The sequence below is a fragment of the Pyramidobacter porci genome (assembly GCF_009695745.1).
Lineage (GTDB): Bacteria > Synergistota > Synergistia > Synergistales > Dethiosulfovibrionaceae > Pyramidobacter > Pyramidobacter porci.
The window spans coordinates 85,498-102,087 of the sequence record NZ_VUNH01000002.1 but is presented as its reverse complement, the minus strand read 5'-3'; the positions used below and the strand labels follow the sequence as shown (position 1 = coordinate 102,087).

16 protein-coding genes are annotated in these 16,590 nt (G+C 61.5%); 2 read left to right on the top strand and 14 right to left on the bottom strand.

Annotated features, from left to right (window positions below; genetic code table 11):
- Positions 1-128 precede the first annotated feature (128 nt).
- The 12 genes from FYJ74_RS11855 to FYJ74_RS02350 form a co-directional block, all read right to left on the bottom strand.
- Positions 129-251, bottom strand: a complete 123-nt coding sequence (locus FYJ74_RS11855; protein WP_268233976.1) for a hypothetical protein — start codon at positions 249-251, stop codon at positions 129-131.
- Positions 252-381: 130 nt separating this feature from the next.
- Positions 382-2,370: a TRAP transporter permease gene (locus FYJ74_RS02395; RefSeq protein WP_154528013.1), complete on the bottom strand. Its 1,989-nt coding sequence runs from the start codon at positions 2,368-2,370 to the stop codon at positions 382-384.
- Between the two features lie 21 nt (positions 2,371-2,391).
- A complete protein-coding gene (locus FYJ74_RS02390) occupies positions 2,392-2,910 on the bottom strand; it encodes a DUF1850 domain-containing protein (RefSeq protein WP_195838771.1) in 519 nt (172 codons plus the stop codon).
- 120 nt (positions 2,911-3,030) lie between these two features.
- The gene (locus FYJ74_RS02385; RefSeq protein ID WP_154528011.1) at positions 3,031-3,990 is read right to left on the bottom strand and encodes a TAXI family TRAP transporter solute-binding subunit; all 960 of its coding nucleotides are present in this window, start codon (positions 3,988-3,990) and stop codon (positions 3,031-3,033) included.
- Positions 3,991-4,480: 490 nt separating this feature from the next.
- Positions 4,481-6,202, bottom strand: a complete 1,722-nt coding sequence (ggt, locus tag FYJ74_RS02380; RefSeq protein WP_154528010.1) for a gamma-glutamyltransferase — start codon at positions 6,200-6,202, stop codon at positions 4,481-4,483.
- 74 nt (positions 6,203-6,276) lie between these two features.
- The gene (locus FYJ74_RS02375) at positions 6,277-7,422 is read right to left on the bottom strand and encodes a succinylglutamate desuccinylase/aspartoacylase family protein (protein ID WP_154528009.1); all 1,146 of its coding nucleotides are present in this window, start codon (positions 7,420-7,422) and stop codon (positions 6,277-6,279) included.
- A gap of 13 nt (positions 7,423-7,435) precedes the next feature.
- Complete coding sequence (locus FYJ74_RS11590) at positions 7,436-7,579, bottom strand: hypothetical protein (protein WP_168170033.1); 144 nt, start codon at positions 7,577-7,579, stop codon at positions 7,436-7,438.
- Between the two features lie 14 nt (positions 7,580-7,593).
- Positions 7,594-8,880 carry a TRAP transporter large permease subunit gene (locus FYJ74_RS02370; RefSeq protein ID WP_120371562.1) on the bottom strand — a complete coding sequence of 429 codons (1,287 nt, stop codon included), beginning with the start codon at positions 8,878-8,880 and terminating at the stop codon, positions 7,594-7,596.
- Positions 8,881-8,889: 9 nt separating this feature from the next.
- Positions 8,890-9,432, bottom strand: coding sequence for a DUF6305 family protein (locus FYJ74_RS02365; RefSeq protein ID WP_154528165.1), 543 nt, complete (start codon positions 9,430-9,432; stop codon positions 8,890-8,892).
- A 135-nt stretch (positions 9,433-9,567) separates the two neighbouring features.
- Positions 9,568-10,371 (bottom strand): glutamate racemase, encoded by an 804-nt coding sequence (gene murI, locus FYJ74_RS02360; protein ID WP_120371564.1) that lies wholly within the window; start codon positions 10,369-10,371, stop codon positions 9,568-9,570.
- 157 nt (positions 10,372-10,528) lie between these two features.
- Positions 10,529-12,379: an oligoendopeptidase F gene (gene pepF, locus FYJ74_RS02355; RefSeq protein ID WP_154528008.1), complete on the bottom strand. Its 1,851-nt coding sequence runs from the start codon at positions 12,377-12,379 to the stop codon at positions 10,529-10,531.
- A 32-nt stretch (positions 12,380-12,411) separates the two neighbouring features.
- Positions 12,412-13,170 (bottom strand): hypothetical protein, encoded by a 759-nt coding sequence (locus tag FYJ74_RS02350; RefSeq protein ID WP_154528007.1) that lies wholly within the window; start codon positions 13,168-13,170, stop codon positions 12,412-12,414.
- A gap of 352 nt (positions 13,171-13,522) precedes the next feature.
- On the opposite strand from FYJ74_RS02350, the gene FYJ74_RS02345 reads away from it, so the two are divergent.
- Together FYJ74_RS02345 and FYJ74_RS02340 are read left to right on the top strand one after the other, a co-directional pair.
- Positions 13,523-14,842: an ATP-binding protein gene (locus FYJ74_RS02345; protein ID WP_154528006.1), complete on the top strand. Its 1,320-nt coding sequence runs from the start codon at positions 13,523-13,525 to the stop codon at positions 14,840-14,842.
- Between the two features lie 128 nt (positions 14,843-14,970).
- Complete coding sequence (locus FYJ74_RS02340; protein WP_154528005.1) at positions 14,971-15,636, top strand: nitroreductase; 666 nt, start codon at positions 14,971-14,973, stop codon at positions 15,634-15,636.
- 66 nt (positions 15,637-15,702) lie between these two features.
- On the opposite strand, the gene FYJ74_RS02335 is transcribed toward FYJ74_RS02340, so the two are convergent.
- Together FYJ74_RS02335 and FYJ74_RS02330 are read right to left on the bottom strand one after the other, a co-directional pair.
- A complete protein-coding gene (locus FYJ74_RS02335) occupies positions 15,703-15,840 on the bottom strand; it encodes a hypothetical protein (RefSeq protein ID WP_154528004.1) in 138 nt (45 codons plus the stop codon).
- A gap of 160 nt (positions 15,841-16,000) precedes the next feature.
- The gene (locus FYJ74_RS02330) at positions 16,001-16,528 is read right to left on the bottom strand and encodes a TetR family transcriptional regulator (protein WP_154528003.1); all 528 of its coding nucleotides are present in this window, start codon (positions 16,526-16,528) and stop codon (positions 16,001-16,003) included.
- Between the last annotated feature and the right edge of the window lie 62 nt (positions 16,529-16,590).

The window sequence follows — 16,590 nt, the reverse complement described above, 5'->3', positions numbered from 1 at the left end:
CCGTGAATAATGATGAAGAGAATGCCCCAAGCGGCCCAGAGCGCCGCCCGTATACCGCGAACGTCCCCGCGCCGCTCATCGGGTCATACCCGTTTTCGTTAAAAAGGGGCACAGACTCTTCGCCCTTTTCAGAGCGCCGAAGGCACGCCGAAAACTGCATGAAATCGCGTGCCGCAGGCTTTTTGCGGCACGGCATTTTCAATCAATGATGCTTTCTCGTTGAAAATCAGTATCGGAAGGCTTTCCTGCACGCCATGTCCGTCCGTATCCTACCATGGAACGAGACGCTCGCATCACCCGATAGGATGAAATTTCTGCGTCGGCTCCCGACAGAAAATCCGGACCGGCTGCCCAGCAGCCGATCCGGATTGGGCGCCGCCGTCACGCCCTGTTTTTCAGCGTCATCTTTTGAAGCAGATACATCGCCACGCCGACGCCGGCGCCGATCACGTCGGTCATCCAGCCAGGCTGGATCAGCAGCAGCGAAGCGGCAAAGATCACGGCGCGCTCGAACAGGTTCAGATTGCGCAGCCAATAGCCCGCCGCCGCGAAGGACAGCAGCACGGTGCCGAGGATCGCCGTCACGACCGGCACGGTCGTGTTGGCGACGGAGGCGTTGATCATCAGCAGTTCGGGGCTGTAAACGAAGAAATAGGGAATCAAAAATCCGGCCACGGCCAAACGCAGAGCGGTAAAACCGGTGCGCATCGGGTTGGCTCCGGCGATGCCGGCGCCGGCGTAGGCCGCCAGCGCGACCGGCGGCGTCAGGTCGGCGATGATGCCGTAGTAGAAGATGAACATGTGCGCCGCCAGCACGGGCACGCCGAATTTCTGAATGGCGGGCGCGGCCATCGAAGCCAGCACGATGTACTTGGCGGTCGTGGGCAACCCCATGCCCAGCAGGATCGACGTGATCATCGTCAGCACCAGCGTGAAGAACAGATGCCCGCCGGCCAGCGAGACGATGCCGTTGGCAAGCTTCAGGCCGATGCCGGTCAGCGTCACGGAGCCGATCACGAGGCCGGCGCAGGCGCAGGCCGCGGCGACGCCGAGGGAGCTGCGGGCGCCTTCGTCGAAAGCGGCGATGATGTCGCTCAGCTTCATGCGCGTGTTCTTGCGGCACATGGCCACGGCCACCGTCCAAAGGATGCTGTAGAACGCGGCCTTCAGCGGCGTATAGCCTTTGATCAGCATGTAAACGATGACGAACAGCGGAATGAGCAGATGCCCGCCGGCCAGGAAGATCTTCTTCGTGTTGGGCAGCTGCTCTTTGGGCAACCCCCGCAGGCCGAGGCGTTTGGCTTCCATGTGGATCATGATGAACACCGCCATGTAGTAGAGCAGGGCGGGAAGCACGGCGGCAATGGCGATCGTGATGTAGGGCACGCCGATGAAATCGGACATGATGAAAGCCGCCGCCCCCATGATCGGGGGCATCAGCTGGCCGCCCGTGGACGACGCCGCCTCGACCGCGCCGGCGAAGTGCGGCAGATAGCCGATGCTCTTCATCAACGGGATCGTGAACGTTCCCGTCGTCACCGTGTTGGCCACGGAACTGCCGGAAATCGTGCCGAAAAACGCCGACGAGATGACGGCCACTTTGGCCGGGCCGCCGGCCTGATGGCCGGCCGCGGCAAGGGCCAGATCGATGAAGAACTTGCCCAGCCCGGTCTTGTTCAGGAAAGCGCCAAACAGGATGAACATAAAGACGAAGGTCGAAGAAACGCCGACGGGCGAACCGAGAATCCCTTCAGTGGTCAGGTACATATGATTGACGATGCGCGTCCAGCTGAAACCGCGGTGAGCGAGGAAGCCGGGCATGATTTTGCCGAAATGGGCGTAGAGCACGAAGGCCAACGCGACAAGCACGATCGGCAGGCCGACGATACGGCGCGCCGCTTCGAACGTGAACAGAATCGCCAGAGCCCCGAAGATCAGGTCGAGCGTCGTGGGCAGCCCGCCGCGGTACAGAATCGCCTCGTAATTGACGACAAGATAAATCATCGTCGAACCGGCAAGAGCGGCCAGCAGCACGTCGAGCCAATGCATCGTCTTTCTGGAGAACGACGCGAACGAAGGATACAGCAGGAAAATCAGCACGAACGTGAAGAACACGTGCAAGGGACGCTGAATCTGGGCCGGCAGCACGCCGAAACCGGCCGTATAGAACTGGAACAGGGAAAAAACGATGCAGATGAGCTTGATCGCCTTGCCCCAGAAACCGTCCGGACGGCGATAACGCGATTCCGTATCGTACTTTTCGAGATTTTCCTGAACTGCGCTCTGGTCGCCGGCCACCGTGTCGGCATTCAGCTGCCTTTTCTCTTGCGGCAGCCCTGTCGCGCCTGACTCTTTCTTCACTTCATCCATACTCCACTACCCCCTTATACTCTACAACATGCTTCGACATTGAAACTTCAGCAGTTCGAACAGATTCCCTCTGTGGACCGTAAACGTCAGCGGCTTTCCCGGAGCGGACACCCACTGTTTCAGCCTGAATTCATCATTCCCGACAAACAGCGTGTGATCCGCCGCAACCTTGCTGATGCGATAGGTCAGCACCGGAATCCTCAGATGAAAACCCCTGATGTGGTACGCGCCGTCCTCAACCGTGAAGGTCTGGCCGTCCAGAGGTTCCGTCGGCAGCCCTGCGCCCATCATGTCATAAACCGTTTCGCGCAGAATGGAGCAGTCCGGGGCGATCTCGTAGATCTCGTCCACCGGGCGCCGCGCCACCGAATGGATAAAACGCACCGTGTAGCGCTCTCCCAGCTTTACCGGACGCAGATAAACCACCGCTCCCCGTTCGTCCGTCACGGTCAGATACTGCTGCGGCACACAAAGCAGAATCCCCGCGACAGCCATAAGCGGAAAGATGAAAAGAGACACACGACCCAGGGATTTTTTCATGTCCACGTCCTCTCCGCCGCACACCGCCGACAGCATGAAAAGTCGCACTTTTTCCTGAAAAAACGGAAGGAGCCTCACGACTCCTTCCGTTTGAGAAAGCTCCAAACTTCCGAGCCCTGTTTACTTGACCAGGCCGACCTCCTTGTAGTACTTCAGAGCGCCCGGGTGAATGTCAAGCGTCATGCCGTCGAGAGCGTGTTCGAGCGTCAGATTCTTGCCCTTGGCGTGCGCGTTGCCAAGCGCTTCGAGATTCTCGAAAATCGCCTTGGTGACGGCGTAGGCTTCGTCTTCCGACATGTCGCGGCGGGCCACAAGGCACGCCTGCACGGCGATAGTCTCGACGTCGTGATCAAGCCCGCTGTACGTTCCCTTCTCGATCAGCGCGGGGGCGAAGAACGGATATTTGGCGATGATATCGTCGCGAAGCTTGTCCTTGATTTCGAGGAAACGCAGAGGCTGCGTCGTGACGATCTCCTGAATGCCCGAATTGGGAGCGCCGGTCGTGAAGGTGAAACCGTCGATCAGGCGATCCTTGAAGTGCGACGTGGCCTCGGCGTAGGACAGGAAGTGAGGCGTAAACCCTACGTAATTGGTGCCGTCAAACAGGCCGATTTCGCCGAAAATCTGGCGGGCGTTCGCTTCGTTGCCGGAACCGGGCGCGCCGACGGAAATATTCTTGCCCTTGAAGTCCTCCAGCGACTTGATGGCGCTGTCGGCGTTGACGGCAACCTGAATGTGCTCGGGATAGATGCGGCAGATACCGGTCACGTTCGCCAGCGGGGCCTTGAAGAACATCACGCCGCGCTTGGCGTAATCGGCAGTATCGTTCTGCACCAGAGCCAGGTCGATGTCGCCGGCGTTGAGCAGATTCAGATTTTCGACGGAAGCCCCCGTCGCCTGAGCTACGCAGGCGACCTTGCCGCCGGAATGGTCGGTGATGATCTGGGAAATGGCGCCGCCCAGAGGATAATAGGTTCCCGACGTGCCCCCCGTGCCCATGATGAATTGGCTGGCCGCAAAAGCCGTCGAAGCGGCAAAAAGCCCCGCGAGCGCAACTGCCAAAACTCTTGATTTCTTCATCCGTATCCCTCCACAGAATAAGATATGAATCTTCAGAGAAATGAATCTTCCCCTTGGCGTTATTATACATTTTTAACCTTGTTTTGAGAAGTCCCCGAACCAAAGTATACAATAGAGGACGTCCCCTTGTATTGAGAGACATTCCAAGCGGCGTTATGCGATCTCCCGTCGTGTTATTCCTCGCCAGCGGCGCGATGGGCCCCGCATTTTACGGAACATTTCCCGAGAAAACGTCAGCCTCCATAAAATCGCGCGGTATTATATGCGCTCACGGCGTCTCCGTCGCGACTCGCGCAACGGACGCACAGAACATTTTCGACGCGGCGATGAAAGAACTTCGACCGGACCGCCTCGCTCCATTGCGGCAAACCCTTTCGGCAGCGGAAAATCACGGTCCCCGAGAAATCCCGGCGCCGCACACGACACAGCGCGGAGAACCGTCGGTTTTCCGCGCTGTGTTCATCGGTCAATATGAAGATCGTTTTTCCCGCTAGAAGCCGACGGCCGCTCCCAAACGACGGCTGTCGGCGCCGCCGTTGAGGAACTTGTCGGTGCCCTTGGCGTTCCAGTCGAACATGATGCCCTGGGCGCCGCCGGTGTACAGCGGTTCCTGCAGCGAGATCTTGTAGCCCATCAGTTCGAGCGTGTCAAGAAGCGCTTTGTCGTAGCGATCGTTTTCGGTTCTCATTTCGTTGCCGCTCTGATTGTGGAAGCGCGCCGCCTCGATCGCCTCGTCCATCGTCATGCCGTGGTCGACGGCGTTCATGATGCACTGAGCCACGGCGGTGATGATACGGGTCGCTCCGGGCGAACCGATGCTCATGAAAGGACGCCCTTCGGGATCGAGCACGATCGTGGGGCTCATGCAGGACAAAGGCCGCTTGCCGGGTTCGGGGGCGTTGACGCTTTCCGGATTGGAAGCGAAGTCGTCCATCTCGTCGTTGATCAGAAAACCGTACTCGGGCACGAACACCGAAGACCCCATGAAGAAGTTGATCGTGTTGGTCGAAGTGACGACGTTGCCGAACTGGTCGGCCACGGAGAAGCTGGAAGTCGAGAAACGCTCGTCTCCCATGCCGCCGAGGAAAGAAGTCTTCTCCGCCGTGTCGTACTTCCAGGGATCGCCCGCTTCCGGCTTGTCGACGATCGCGTCGGTGATCCTGCCGGCTTCCTCCCTGGCGTATTCCTTGGACTGCAGCCCCGCCAGCGGGACTTTGGCGTAAGCAGTGTCGGCCATGTACTTGCTGCGGTCGGCGAACATCATCTTCGTCGCCTCGCCGAAGACATGAACTTTCTTCGCGGACTTGAATCCCAAGCTCTTGACGTCGTAGTTTTCCATGATGTTGAGCAGCTGGACCACATGCGTGCCGCCGGACGACGCGGGAGGCACGGAATAAATCCGGTAACCCCGATAGGTGCCGATGACGGGCTTGCGGACGTACATCTGATAATTGGCAAGATCCTCCATGGTCATCTTGCCGCCGGTGCGCTCCACGGCCCTGCAAATGGCCTCGCCGATCTCGCCCTTGTAGAACACGTCGATCCCCTTCTCGGCGATCAGACGGAAGGTTTTGGCCAACGCCGGCTGTTTCAGAAGCGTGCCGCCCTCGATGGGCAGTCCGACCTCGTCGAAGAAAGGCAGCGTGCCGGGCTCGTTGAACTGGTTCAGCGTCTCGAAGTGATCCTGAATGAATCCCTTCTGGGCCGGGTCGGTGACGAAGCCTTCCTCGGCCAGACGGATGGCGGGTTCGGCAACCTGGGCAAAGGTCATGGTGCCGTAGTTCTCGAGCGCGTAGGTCATGCCCTTCAGCCAGCCGGGCACGCCGACGGACTTGCCGCCGTAGGCCGACCACTTTTCCTTCTTGGCCTGCTCGGACGCGAACATATCCTTGGTGGCCGAAGCGGGAGCCTGCTCGCGGTAATCGAGGCAGATCACGTCTTTCGTCTTTTCCGAATAGAAGGTCATAAATCCGCCGCCGCCGATGCCGGAAGCGTTGAACTCTACGACGTTCAGCGCCAGAGCCGTGGCGACCGCCGCGTCGATCGCATTGCCGCCCTTCTGCAGGATCTCGACGCCGGCTTTGGCCGCCAATTCGTGCGCCGCAGCCACCATGCCATGCTCGGCGTAAACATCCTTGACCTCCACAGCGCCGGCCCCGCATGCAGCAGCGGCGACCAGAGCCAATGCCAACGTTGCGCCCAATTTCTTCATACCGTTCCCTCCTTTGTATTTTGAGACTGCAAAACGCTCCGCAGCCCTAAAGCCCAACCTCATAAAACGACTGTTTATTGCGCCGGGGCCAGCCAGGCGCCGAGCCCCTTTTCGTTGATCTCTTCATACGAAGGGATGCCCTCCACGACGATTTCCTTGCCGGGGCGCACGTCGCCAAGCAGTTCGACGTACTTGCTCACGGCTGCGACATGGCGTGCCGTCCTCAATTCAAGCGGCTGCCGGTCCACGTAGGGGATGAACAGCACGCCGAGCGTGGCGGCTTTCATGTAAGCCTTGTCGTGCCCCGTGAGCACCAGCGCCTCATCGGTGTGGCCGCGCAGACGCCCCTGCGCCGGATTGCCGGCTTCCATCAGGATCGGGATCACATTAGGACAGTGATCTCCCCACTCGCGGTGGCTCAAACCGCGGAAGTTCACCGGCGAAGGCTCGAGCCGCATGGGAATGCCCATCATCTCGAGTTCCATCGTGACCATCGCGGCCAGCTCCATGGAGTGTTCATGAGCGACCGTCGCGTTGATGACGGGGTATTCCGGCGAAGCTTCGTGAAGGTCGAACGCCAGATCGACGTTTTCCTTGTTCAGCAGTTCGACGATGGCGAGGCCGACCAGCTGCGTCAGACCGTCGTTCCTCGTTCCGGGATAGGAGCGGTTCAGATTGCTGCGCGAGCCGCCATCGAGTTTCTGACCGGAAGGATAGTGGATATACACATCGGGCTCCGGCCACTGGTCGATTGGATTGGTGGCGCGCGAACCGTACTTGAACACCCGCGCCTTTCCTCCTTCCTGGGGAATGTGGAAGCGCTGGGGAGCCGCGTCTTGAGGCGAGTTGTGAGTGAACGCCGACATATTGGCGCAGGGCAGCACGATCAGGCGCCCCTTTTTCACCTGCGCGCGCTCAAGATACATGACGGCGCCCATATAGCCGGCAGGCTCGTTAGGATGCGTGCCGCCCATAACGAAGACCGTGCCCCCCTCTTCGGCCCCCTTCTGAACGTAAACGGGCGTGTCGCCGTGAGTCCCTTTCAAGGCGGGTTCCCATTCGGACAGCATATGCCGTTCGAAGCCCGGCGCCGGATACAAGACATCCGGCTTCCACATGGACATGAACGACCGCGCCGTCAGCCAGCAGATCAGCCCGACCAAGGCGCACAGCGCCACAGCCGTGAGAGGACTGCCTTTGACCCTAGATCTCTCTTCCATCACGCCGGCCTCCTTACTTGATCATCAGCAGGCGGAGGACCAGCGGTATAAGCACCATCGCGCCGGTGACCTGCTTCCAGAACGAGCGCTCTTTGAACATGCAGCGCAGCACGAAGAGCAGCACGAAGAGCACGATTCCTCGGTAGATTAGCGTCATCAGGCTTTCCCTCCCTACTTGAGCAAAGCAGCGATATCGTTGCTGTAGACGATGATCAGAATGCCCCAGACGTCGAGGATGAAGCTCGGCCAGAGACACCTTTTGAGGATCTTGAAATAGTTCTCCTCCTCGACCACCTGCGCGGCGAAAATGCCGGCCAGCGCCGTCGGCGGCATCAAATCGCCCAGCGCAGCCACGAGGCTGAGAGCCGCCGCGACGACGACCGAATCCTTGCTGAGCATGGCCAGCAGGCAGGGAACGCCGAGCACCGAAGAAGCGCCGAAAGACGAGACCGCTCCGAACAACGGGATGATCAGCGCGATGCCAAGATAGAGCGTCCAGCTCGGCAGGCTCAGCGTCGAGACGACAATAAAGCCCTGCACGCCGATCAGCGTCATGATCTGGATGAACATGCCCACGCCCATGAGGATGCCGAGCACGGGCAGACAGTCGTCGATCGCCTCGGTAACCGTGTCGACGAAGTTCCATCTCACTCCCGCGAAGAATCCCGCCGCCGCGGAAACGAGGAAGATCAGCGGCATGCCAAGCCCCGGCCAGACGGAAGCCAGCGCCTGCTCGACGACAAACAGCGCCACCAGCACGATCACGGGCAGAGCGAGGCGGAAACCGAGCTTCTCGCGCTCCATCGTTCTCAGGTGCGCTTCAAGGGCCTGCGTGTCTTCGCCTTTACGGATCGCGGGATAGATCATCGTCAGCGCGTAGACGACCGCCAGCGGCATCGTGCAGACCAGCAGCGGCAGCGCGAAGCCCACGTAAGGGATATCGACGCCGGCGCAAATGATCATCGCGGGGATGCTGATCGGCGGCGCGATCATGCCCAGCAGGGCGGCCATGGAGATGATCGCGCCCGTCTTGACCTTGTCGACTCCGAGCGCCCTCAGCACCGGAGCGACCAGCGCTCCCGTGGTCAGCACGGAAGCCGTGGACGAGCCAGTGATCATGCCGGGCACCATGACGATCAGCATCAGGCCGATACTGAGCAGCGCCGGGAAACGGCGGAACCTGCGAATCAGCCATGCCGACAGCGCGTCAAGCAGGCCGATCCTGAGAATGACCTTCATAAAGACCATGGCCGTGGCGATCACAAGAATCGTGTTCAGATAGCCGAACTGCCCTTCCACAAAATGACGGAGCGGGAACCCTTCGCCGCCGGCCAGCGCGCCCACGATCGCGGCCAGGGCCATGGCCACGGCGATAGGCAGCTTCCAACGGAAAGCGCCAAAAGCGAAAACTGCGATCATGAGGAAGGTATAAAAACCTTCCGGCCAGAACCACTCCATGGGCGCGCCTTACTGTGCCGCGTTCCAGTCGGCGAGGAGCTTGTCCAGAGGCTCCTTTGTTCCCTTCACGTTGGGAGCGGTCTGGATGACGATCTTCCTTTCGTCGGCGTACTTGTTGAACAACCCGTCGGAGTTGCCGCCGTCGACGACGATCATGCCGTCAGCGTAAGGAGCCGCCGCGTTGATGAACAGGTCGGACAGAGTGCCGCGGCGTCCCTCGCCGCCCACGTGCATGATCAGGACCTTCACGCCCTTCTTTGCGGCCGCGTCCAGCAGGGCCTTCGCACGCGCCACTTCTTCTTCCTTGTCGATTCCCGCCGCGCCAAGCCCCTTGGAGCTGCCGCCGACGACGGCGACCAAAACTTTCTGGTTCTGCAGCGCTTCGGGCCTCATCAGCGCATCATAATCGGGAGTCACCTTCAGGGCGCGCATGACCACTTTCACCATCATCGCATCGGGTCCCTGGCCGATCGAGGTCAGGGCCACGTCGGCGGCGCAAGCGGCCGTCGCCAGGGTCAACGCGGCGATCATCGCGGAAACAATTCTTCTCATCTTCACAAAAACCAGCCTCCTCTGATTTGGCCGCCGGGAACGGCGGCGTTCGACGATCGTTGCGGCGGCGCGTTTGGGCGCCGCCGGGAATGCCCCTGCGCCGTCGAGAGCGCGGAGGGCATTTTTGCCCTCTGTCTAAAGCGGCTGAGCGACCGCGACGGTGTTGATCGCGCGCGGCTCTTTCAGGCCGAAGCGCCGCGCCGCCTCGGCGTACTGTGCCGCGTCTCCGGACGTGTTCAGCTCCAGGCTGCCGGAGCCGGCGTCGTTGAGAAGCCCCTGCGCTTCGAGAAAACGCTTCACCGCCAGCGCCTGCTCATGAGCGGGGTCGATCAGCGTCAGCTGCGGATAAAGACGATTCAGGTGTCCGGAAACCAGCGGATAATGAGTGCAGCCCAGGATCAGGTGCCGGATCGGCGCCTGGGCCAACAGCGGCTCCACCGCCGCGCGCAGCTCGGGATCGATCGATTCGGGGCGAAGGTCGCCGCCGTCGATCAGGCGCGCCAGATTGGGGCAGCCCTGGACGCAGACCTTCATCCCCGGCCGGACGGCGTTGATGAGGCGATGGTACGCCCCCGACCGCGCCGTGAAGACGGTCCCGATCACGCCGACGCAGTCGGCGTCGAGCGTCGCCACGGAAGCGGCGCCCGCTTCGATGACGCTGAAAATCTTGAACGGATAATCGTCGCGGTACCGATCGATCAGCGAAGAAATCGTGTTGCAGGCCACGGCCGCCGCCTTGACGCCGCGCCGCTCCAAAAACGCGAGGATCTGGCGCGTCAGATGCAGGATTTCCTCGCCCGATCTGTTGCCGTAAGGCATGTTGGCGCTGTCGCCGTAATAGACCACGTCTTCTCCCGGCAGGACTTTCTGTATTTCCCTGACGACGGAAAAGCCTCCCACGCCGGAATCGAAAACGCCCACGGGACTCAGCTTATCCATAGAACTCCCCTCTTTGTCTGAATTTTAAACCTTGCCTGACAGTATTCTAGCACAAAAAAACGGCCGGACATGCGCGTCCGGCCGAACGTTTTTCGTTAAATGCATTGCAACGGATCCTCGCCGTTAAAATCCCGGCGCCCGGCCGCTGCAAGCCGTTTTACCGCAGCAGTTTCCCCAGCTCGGCCGTTTTGCGCTCGAACACGGCCAGCGCCCGCTCCACCGGTTCGGGCGTGCTCATGTCCACGCCGGCGTCGCGCAGCAGGCTGATCGGGTCCTTCGAGCAGCCGCCCCGCAGCAGGTTCAGATAGGCGTCGCGCTCGGCGCGCCCGCCGGCGAGGATGCGGTCGACCAGCGCCAGCGCCGCCGCAAGGCTGGTGGCATACTGATAGACGTAAAAAGCGCTGTAGAAGTGCGGGATGCGCGACCATTCCGCGGCCAGATCGGAATTGGCGCCGACTTCTTCGCCGTAGTAGCGCGTGTACAGTTCGCTCCACATGCGGTTCAGCAGTTCCGGCGTCAGGGGCTCGCCCTTTTCGGCCAGAGCGTGCGCGTCGCGTTCGAACTCGGCGAACAGCGTCTGGCGGTAGATGGTCTGGCGGATCAGCTCGAGCTGCTGGCTCAGCAGAAAGATTTTCTCCTCGCGCTCGCCCGTGTTCCCCAGCAGATGCTCCGCCAGCAGCGTCTCGTTGACCGTACTGGCCACCTCGGCGACGAACAGCGTGTAGCTGGCGTAGACCTGCGGCTGGGCCGCGTTGGACAGCCAGGTGTGGATGGAGTGCCCGCCCTCGTGGGCCAGCGTCGACACGTCGCGGTACGTGCCGCCGTAGTTGAGCAGCATGTAGGGATGCACGCCCCAGCAGCCCCACGAATAGGCGCCGCTGCGCTTGCCGCGGTTCTCGTACACGTCGATCCAGCGCTCGCTGAAAGCGCGCCGCATGGCCTGCGCGTACTCATCGCCCAAGGGCGCGACGGCTTCGAGCACCAGCTTCTGCGCCGTCTCGTAGCTGAACGTCCGCTTGAGTTCCTTCGTGAAAGGGGCGTACAAATCCCACGGCTCCATGCGCTCCACGCCGAGGGCCTTTTTCTTCAGCGCCACGTATTCGTGCAACGCCGGCAGCTTTTCGTTCACCGCCGCGACCAGGCCGTCGTAGACGGAAACGGGGATCTCGTTGCCGTACAGCGACGCTTCCAGCGCCGAACCGTAGCGGCGCAGGCGCGCGAAGGTAACGTCTTTTCTGACGCTGGCCGCATAGGTCGCGCCCAGCGTGTTGCGGAACTTCGCAAACGTCCGGTGGATGCCCTCGAACGCTTCGCGGCGCACGCGGCGTTCCGGCGAAGAGATGTAGCGCCCGTAGCTTTCCTGCGTCAGCGGCCGCTTTTCGCCCTTTTCGTCGGCGATCTCGCCGAACTGCATGTCCGCGTCGGCAAGCATCGAAAAGATCCCGTCGGGGGCCCCGGCCAGCTCGCCCATCGCCGCCATGACGGCTTCCTGTTCGGCGGAAAGGACGTGTTTTTTCTCGCGCAGGATGCGCCGCAGCATCAGGCGGTACAGCTCCAGCTTCGGCTCCTGCGCCAGAAAGGTCTCGATTTTCGCCTCGTCGGCGGCGAGGATCTCCGGAGACAGGAACGCCGACGCCTCCGCCGCCCGAACGCTCAGCTGCGTGGCGCGCGCCGCCAGCGCCTTCGGCCCCTCCGCCGCCGTGTCCTCGTGGCTGCGCATCACCGCGTAGCTGTACAGCCGCCCCAGCAGATAGTCCAGCCGCTCGTCCAGCGTGATCGCCTTCAGCAGCGACGCGGCCGAACCCATCACGCGCCCCCGGCAGGCCGCCAGCTCCGCCGCCGTCGCTTCCGCTTCCTTCGCTTCCGCCTCCCACTGCGCCGGCGCAGCGTAAATGTCTTCCAGCTTCCAGCGCGCCGCCTCGGGCACCTCCGCGCGCGTTTCGTACAGCGGCGCCGCGTAGCCCGCGTCGCCGGCGATGCCCGATGCCTTCGTTTCGTTCTCCGTCATTTCGCAACTCCCTTTCTCATCTTCTTTGACGCTCAAAAACCGGGAATGAAAAACAGCTTACGGTCGTGCAGGCTGATGCGGTAGATCCGCCCCGAGGGACGGTCCCAAGCGTAAAATCCATTGCTCGCCGGGATGCCCGCGCCGTCGAGGAACTGCATGTCCTCGTCGCGCGCATAGGAGTCGGTGACCGTGCCGCGCACCGGACGGGCGATCGGCAGACGCCCCACCACCCGGCGCGGCCGCCAGTTCCCGCTCAGCCCCGTGCGCGCCGCAATGTCCGCCACGGCCTCGGCCACCGGCGCCGGACAGACGCCGAGAAAGTCGTAACGCCCGTGCGGCGAGCGCGCGAAATCGCGCAGCAGCCCGGCCGCCAGCCATTCGCCGCCTTCGCGGCGCGGCAGTTCGATCAGCGCCGCATAGAGCGCGTCGATCACCATGAACGCCCGCGGCGTTTCCGACGGCAGCTCGAAAAAGCCCACCTCGTTCCAGCGGCTCGGGTCGCCGCCCGGCACGTGGACGCGCAGAACGCTCCACGCCGCCTGCAGCCGCTGCGGCCCCTCGCCCCGGACGCAGCGCCGCCACAGCGAGTACAAAGAACCCTCGATAACCTGAGCGTCGAGCGCCCGGCGCAGCTCCGCCGCTTTCGCCTCGCCCACCGCGCGGGCCGCCTGCGCCGCCGCCAGCCGCTGCCAGCGGGCGTCGACTTCCTCCTTCGTCAGCGCCGCGGCCGGGACGGCAGCGCCCAGCGCCGCGACAGCCAAAAACGCGCTCCAGTATCTTAAACGCACCATTCAGCTTCATCTCCCCGAAAAAATTTTCCGCCCGCCCCGGGCCGGAACATCTCCTCGCACGCTCCGCCACGATTATATAGTCTGCGGCAGGCGGCGGCAAGAAGACGGCCCGCACGACACGGCAGAACGACGCCGAAAAGACGTCGGGGCAAAAATGCGCACGCCTCGCCCCGGTTACGCCGGCGCGAAGGGAATCCTCCCTCTCGTTCGGCTTCGTGCGAGAACTCATGACAGACCGCCAACAAAAACTCGTCCGTGAAAATGTAGTTTTTTACACTTTTACGGACGAGTTTTGTTGATCTTTTACGTTTTTTGTAATAGAATAAAAACATCCCCTCACGGAGGCAAGAGCATGAAAAGATACGCAATGACACGCCTTGAAGCGTGGAAAACAAACCCTCGGCGCAAACCTCTCGTCATCCACGGCGCCCGTCAGGTAGGCAAAACATGGCTTATGAAAGAATTCGGACGCACTCATTACACGAAAACAGTCTATCTGAATTTCGAGCATAACGACAGCCTGAAAAAACTGTTCGACGGCGATTTCGGCATCCCGCGTCTGATCAACGGCCTGCAGGTCGAATCCGGAACAATCATCACGCCCGAAGACACGTTGATTCTGTTCGACGAAGTGCAGGAAGTCCCGGCTGCGCTGACGGCGCTCAAATACTTCTGCGAGAACGCGTCCGAATATCAGGTCATCGCGGCTGGTTCGCTGCTGGGGCTGACCGTTCATCCGGGAACGTCTTTTCCAGTCGGCAAGGTCGACTTTCTGAACCTGTATCCGATGCACTTCCGCGAATTCCTCGACGCCTGCGGCATGGAAGAGCTCTGCGCAATGCTGGGAACGGCGGACACGGACATGATGAACGTATTCTCTTCTCGTTTCATCCAGCAGCTGAAGACATATTACTTCACCGGCGGCATGCCCGAAGCCGTTCAAACATGGCTGGATACCGGCGACTGCGAAGCCGTGCGCGAGGTGCAGAAAAACCTGGAAATCTATTATCAGAGCGATTTTTCAAAACACGCTCCGGAAATGACCGTGCGGCGGATACTTCAGGTCTGGAACGGGATTCCTGCCCAGCTCGCCAAGGAAAACAGGCGTTTCGTCTTCGGGCAGATCCGCGAAGGCGCCCGGGCGAAAGATTTCGAACTGGCGCTCCAATGGATGCACGACGCTGGACTCGTCTACCTCGTGCCTCGCGTCTCGAAGCCGAGGCTGCCGCTTTCGGCCTACGCCAAACCTTCGCAGTTCAAGCTCTTCATGCTCGACGTCGGCCTCATGGCAGCCATGAGCGGACTCGACCGGCGAACCTTGCTCGCAGGAAACCGTTTCTTCGAGGAGTTCAAAGGCGCGCTGACGGAACAGTATGTTCTGCAACAGCTCATCGCCGACAGCGGCCTTCAAGCATATTATTTTTCGGAAGAGCGCTCGGACGGGGAGATCGACTTTCTCGTCCAAGCGGGAGGACATTTGCTTCCCGTCGAGGTCAAGGCGGCGGAGAACCTTCAGGCCAAGAGCCTGAGAGCCTTCCATGCCAAATACGGCCCCGCCCTCAGCGTGCGTACGTCGCTTTCGCCGTACCGGGAGCAGGAATGGATGGTCAACGTTCCCCTGTACGACATCGGCGCATGGTTTGCCGGCCGCAGGCGGGCGGCGACGGCATAGGCCGCGGCAGGGGCGGCTTTGCGGCGCCGTTTCCGCCCCGGAGGGCGCGAACGTCCGCTTGCCGGCATTCCCGGCCGGCGTTATAATTTTTCAAGGGAATCATTGATTTCCCGGGGAGGAATCACGAAATGAACGATGAAAAATCTACAGAACTGCTGGCCGGCATCGCCGCGCGCCGGTCCTGCCGCGCCTTTGAAAACACGCCGCCGGCGCCGGAACTGCTCGCGTCGGTGCTGAAATACGCCACGTTTTCGCCCTCGGCCAAAAACGCCCAGCCGTGGGAAGTTTACGTCGTCGCCGGAGAACGCCTCGACGCCCTGCGCGCAAAGATGGACGAAGCCTTTCATCAGGGCCGGGGCGTGCCCATGCACGCCGGGCGGGAAATGCCCGCGTGGCAGGCCCGCGCCCGCGAACTGAACGGCGCTCTGGCACCCGTTCTCGAGCGCCAGGGCTGGGAGCCGAAAAGCTTCATCGGCCGCTGCCTGCGCTTCTTCGACGCGCCGGCAGCCGCCATCGTCTGCATGGACGGCGAGCCCAGCCCCCTGCATCTCCTCGACATCGGCATGTTCACGCAGACCCTGTGCTTGTCCGCCGCCGGGCACGGCCTTGCCAGCTGCATCATCGCCTACACGCTGATCGTCGAACCGGCCATCCGCGAGTTCCTGCGCCTGCCCGCCGAACGTCGCGTCATGATCACCGTGGCGCTCGGCTTCCCCGCCAAAGATCAGCCCATGGCCCAGTTCAGATCCAGCCGCGCCGAAACGGGCGAGAACGTGCACTTCGTCCGATCCTGACATTCAAACGCAAAAGGCCCGACGGTCACGCGACCGTCGGGCCTTTTTCATCGAGAATCGCTCTCATCAGTGGCGCGGCTGCTCTTCGGCGGGGAGGTCGGGGCGGACGACCAGCGTCACGTTGTTCTCGCGGGAAAATCGGGCCAGCATGGCGTCGAAGCGCTCCTTCACCTCCGCCGGCACGTCAACTTTCATGGTCTCCATAGGCATCGCTCCTCCGTTAATAGTTTATCATGATAAAGCAATAACCGACAGTTGGATGATACCACAAAGGACAAAAAAAGCAAGAGGGAGAAAAAGCTTCTCCATCTTGCCGAGAATTTCCGTCGCTCCACGCGACGCGCCCGCGATTTCGCCGCCTCAGTTACAAGCGCGGAGCCTTCGAACTAGGAGGGAGGGAGAAATTTTTCAGCAGTTCCGCACAGCGCGACAGACTTTTCCCCAAGTCGGAGCCCATGTCCCCTTCCAGCCAGTCCAGCAGGAACCCCAGCAGCGCGAAGCGGCACACGGAAAGCAGCAGCTCCCGGTTCTCCTTCTCCGCGAAAAGCCGGCCTTCGCCGACGCAGCGGGCCACGGCGTAGCGCGCCCAGACGCCCAATTCCTCGATGAACGCCTGGCGCGGCAGCGACTTGTAGACGTGCATGACGGCCGCCCGGCGCTGCGACAGTTTGGCGACGACCGCCGCCGCGGTCGGCTCGTCGGCGAACAGATCGTCGAGCCAGCTCAGCACGGACTTGCGGAGCAGATCGTGAAGGTCCTGAAAGTGATAGTAAAACGTGTTGCGGTTCACGCCGCAGCGCGCGACGACGGCTTTCACCGTGATTTTGCCGAACGGGCGCTCTTCCAGCAGCTGCCAGAACGCGCTCTGTATCTCTTTCTTCGTGAAATCCATGGCGGCCGCCTTTCCGACGCTCCCCGCAGGCTTCGCCGCCGTCGCAGGACGAAAGGCGAGGC